General features: G+C 30.4%; 4 protein-coding genes. All 4 read left to right on the plus strand.

Going from position 1 to position 4,392, the window contains the following annotated elements:
• Window positions 1–313 precede the first annotated feature (313 nt).
• The 4 genes from Q0370_RS08525 to Q0370_RS08540 are packed head-to-tail and all read left to right on the plus strand — an operon-like array spanning window position 314 to window position 4,277.
• Window positions 314–1,282 (plus strand): ABC transporter substrate-binding protein, encoded by a 969-nt coding sequence (locus Q0370_RS08525; protein WP_299574630.1) that lies wholly within the window; start codon window positions 314–316, stop codon window positions 1,280–1,282.
• A 43-nt stretch (window positions 1,283–1,325) separates the two neighbouring features.
• Window positions 1,326–2,297, plus strand: a complete 972-nt coding sequence (locus tag Q0370_RS08530) for an ABC transporter substrate-binding protein (protein ID WP_299574633.1) — start codon at window positions 1,326–1,328, stop codon at window positions 2,295–2,297.
• Between the two features lie 49 nt (window positions 2,298–2,346).
• Complete coding sequence (locus tag Q0370_RS08535; protein ID WP_299574636.1) at window positions 2,347–3,492, plus strand: ABC transporter permease; 1,146 nt, start codon at window positions 2,347–2,349, stop codon at window positions 3,490–3,492.
• Window positions 3,492–4,277 (plus strand): ABC transporter ATP-binding protein, encoded by a 786-nt coding sequence (locus Q0370_RS08540; protein WP_299574639.1) that lies wholly within the window; start codon window positions 3,492–3,494, stop codon window positions 4,275–4,277. Before Q0370_RS08535 ends, Q0370_RS08540 begins: the two co-directional genes overlap by 1 nt.
• Window positions 4,278–4,392: the final 115 nt, after the last annotated feature.

Here is a 4,392-nt window from a genome sequence, read left to right on the forward strand (position 1 = left end):
TGATTTAGTAGAATACAAAGGAGAAAAAATTCCGATTAGAATTTATCCAAGTGAAGAAAATAAAATAAAAATTAAAGAAGATTTTATTTAATTTAAAAATGAAAAAATAAATCAAAAAAAATTGTTATAAAGGAAATAATAATATTGCTTTAAAGAGAAAAAAATGTTATTATTTCATAGTAGGAAAAAATATTATCTAAAATTAGTTGAAAGGATAATATTTTATTAACTCAAAACTTTAAGAATATATTTGAAAATTATTTTGAATGTTTTGAGTAAATTTGTAGGATAGTAGGAAAGAGAGGAAAAATTGATGAGAAAATTATTAATTTTAATTAGTGTGTTGACACTTATGATTTTAAGCTGTGGAAATTCAGGTAGTGAGAATAAAGGTAGTAGTGGAGCTGGGACAAGCTCTAAGAAGTATAGAATTGGAATTACACAGATTGCGTCACATCCAGCACTTGACAGTGCAAGAGAAGGATTTAAGGCGGCTTTTAAGGAAGCAGGAATTGAAGCTGATTTTGATGAGAAAAATGCAAATGGAGAAACAGCTAATGCAAATTTGATTGCTAATAACTTTGTTAGTTCTAAAGAAGATTTGATTTTTGCAATTGCGACAAATGCGGCTCAGCCGGCTTCACAGGCAACGAATGAAATACCAGTTGTATTTTCAGCGATTACAGATCCACAGGCTGCTGGGATTTTAAAAGATAATGTGACTGGCGTAAGTGATAGAATGGATGTAAAACAGCAATTGGAACTACTTAAAAAATTAAGTCCTAATATAAAAACAGTTGGAGTAATTTATAATTCATCAGAACAAAATTCAAAAATTCAAGTGGAAGATTTGAAAAAAGCAGCAAAAGAATTAGGAATCAATGTAGTTGAAAAAAGTATTGTTCAGGCGAATGAAATACCACAAGCAGCAGATAGCCTGGTAAGAGAAGCAGATGCGATTTATTTGCCAACAGACAATCTTGTAGCATCAGTAGTAAGCTTGATTACAGAAAAAGCAACTACTGCTAAAAAAATAGTATTTGGTGCTGAAGCAGCTCACGTAAAAGGTGGTGCTTTGATTACACAAGGTGTTAGTTATTACGAAATAGGGAAAGAAGCTGGTAAAATGGCAATTGATATTTTGAAAAATGGCAAAAAGCCAAATGAAATTAAATTTAAGACTATGCCTCTTAATGAAATTGTAGTAAATGCAAAAACACTTGCAGCACTTGGAATTTCATTACCTGAAGATGTAAAATCCAAAGCTAAGCTGGTTCAATAAAATTTATAAAAAATAAATATGTTTAAGGAAGAAAGGAAAAAGAATGAAAAAAATACTGTTAATAATGATAAGTATGTTAATGCTGGCATGTGGAAACAGCAACGATACAGTGAGCGGAAATAAAGATTCACAGTCATCTGGAAATAAACGAAGCTATAAAATCGGAATAACTCAATTTATGGAACATCCATCACTTAATTTGACAAAGAAAGGATTTGAAGATGCGTTCAAGGAAGCTGGAATAAATGCTGATTTTGATGAAAAGAATGCAAATGGGGAAGTAACAAATGCTAATCTTATTGCCACAAATTATAAAGCAGATAAAAAAGATTTAGTATTTGGTATTGCGACACCGTCTGCACAAGCATTGGTAAATAATATTTCAGACATACCAGTTCTATTTTCAGCGGTAACTGATCCTGCAAGTGCAAAACTTTTGAATCCAAATGTAACAGGAACAAGTGATAAAGTGGAAAATATTGCAGGACAGCTAGATTTACTTTTAAAAATAAAACCTGATGTAAAAAAAGTTGGGGTTTTGTATAATCCATCGGAGCAAAATTCAGTTGTGCAAGTTCAAGAAATTCAAAAAATTGCTAAGGAAAAAAATATAGAAATTGTGCTTCAAGGGATAAGTAACTTTGGTGAATTAGCACAAGCTACTAAAAATTTATTGGGAGCAACTGACGCATTGTACTTACCAACAGATAATCTTGTTGTGTCAGGAGCAAACCTCATTACTTCGGAAGCAATTTCGGCTAAAAAGCCTGTAATTGCAAGTGAAAACTCTTCTGTAGAACTAGGAGCATTGTTCACAATGGGATTAGATTATTACGCATTAGGAAAACGTACTGGAGAAATGGCAATCGAAATTCTTAAAGGAAAACCTGTTTCTCAAATTCCTTTTGAAACTTCAAAACAAATGAAATTATATGTTAATCAGAAGACAGCACAGGCATTGGGACTGGATATAAAAAATCCATTGTTTAATGGAGCTGAATTTGTAGGAAAATAAATAATAAATTAAATGGAGAGAACAGAAAAGAAAGAGAGAAAAAAGTTAAATGAATGAATTATTAGTATTTTTACAAAGTCTTCCAGAGGCTTTTAAAACTGGATTTATATATTCGATAATGGTTATGGGAGTGTATTTGACTTATAAAATACTGGATTTTCCAGATATGTCGGTGGATGGAACATTTCCACTTGGAGGATTTGTATTTGCGGCATTTGCAATGTCTAAAAATGGTTTTTTTGGAATAACAAGTCCGATTATGGGACTGATTCTAGCAGTTATATGTGGAATGATTGCAGGATATGTGACAGGAGCCTTGCACGTTTATTTAAAAATTAACGGACTGCTTTCAGGAATTTTGGTAATGACGGGGCTTTATAGTATAAACTCCAGAATTGTTGGAATGCCTAATGTATTTATATCGCCGGAAAGAAGTATTTATGAAATAATTTCTTATGAAAAGAACTTTATACCTTTTTCAATTATATTTGTAATTTTACTTGTATTGAAAGGGCTCTATGATTATAAAATTAAAGAAAATAAATATATGATTAGAAGTCTTTCTGTTTATATTGTTTTTGTAATTGGACTGATAATTTATGTTTCAAATACAAAAGATGTAAAACTTATGCTTACAATACTTATCGCATTTATTATAAAAATGGTTATTGATTATATCTTGACATCAAAATTTGGATTTGCATTAAGAGCATTGGGGAATAATGAGCAGCTTGTAGTAAGTCTTGGGGTAAATGAAAAAAGACTAAAAATATTTGGATTAATGCTTGCAAATGGAGTCGTGGCATTAGCAGGTGCATTATTTGCACAAAATATTAAAGTTGCAGACTTGCAGTCTGGAGTAGGAACAATTGTTATTGGACTTGCGGCAATTATTTTAGGACTTGGGGTATTGAAAAAATCACAAGTAATAAACGAAATTTCCATTGTTACAATCGGATCTTTAATGTACTATTTCATAATAAATCTAGCATTGATGTCAAACAGCTGGACAAGAAATATGTATGAAGGGCTTCATTTTAATGATAATGTTATAAAGATACTGGAAGTTAAGCCAACAGATGTAAAAGTTATAACAGCGATAATACTTACAGTAATCCTATGGAATGAATTAATTCAAAAAACTAAAAAAGGTAAGAAAAAGGTAAAATTGATTGAGAAGGGAGATGCAAATTAATGATAGAATTAAAAAATTTATATAAAACTTTCTTCTCTGAATTGGGAACAGAAAAACAAGTATTTAAAGGCTTGAATTTTACAATAAATGATGGTGATTTTATAACAATCATTGGAAGTAATGGTGCTGGGAAGTCTACACTTTTAAATGTATTAAATGGACAAATCATACCAGATGGAGGGAATGTTGTTTTAAATGGAAATGATATAACAAATGTAGAACAGCATAAAAGAGCAAAATGGATTTCACAAGTTTACCAAAACCCAACAATGGGAACAGCTCCATCAATGACAGTGCTAGAAAATTTGTCAATGGCTAAAAATAAAGGAAAACGTTTTAACTTTACTTTTGGATTAGATGTAAAAAATATCGAATTTTATAAAAAGCAATTGGCAACTCTTGGACTTGGACTGGAAAATCAGCTGTTTACACAGGTAGGACTTCTATCTGGTGGACAAAGACAATGTTTGTCATTAATAATGGCAACTCTAAACCGTCCAGATATATTACTGCTGGATGAGCATACAGCAGCACTTGATCCTCAGACTTCAGAAATAATTTTGGAGAAGACAAAGGAAATTATTGAAAAAAATAATATAACAAGTCTTATGATAACGCATAATATGCAAGATGCCATAACTTATGGAAATAGGCTTATTATGCTTCATGCGGGAGAAATAATTTTTGATATAAAAGGTGAAGAAAAGAAAAGGTTGACAGTGGAAAAACTGTTAGAAATGTTTAAAACAAAAGATGCAAAATTGTCTGATAAAGATATATTTTAGAATCACAAAATTAAAGCATAATCTAAAAAATTTGATAATGGAAATTCAAAGATTTAAGATTATGTTTTTTTATTATTTTTATAATAGTTTTGTATAAAAAATAAAAAATGTTTAT

It is taken from the genome of uncultured Leptotrichia sp., from assembly GCF_938036635.1.
Classification (GTDB): Bacteria; Fusobacteriota; Fusobacteriia; order Fusobacteriales; family Leptotrichiaceae; genus Leptotrichia; species Leptotrichia hongkongensis.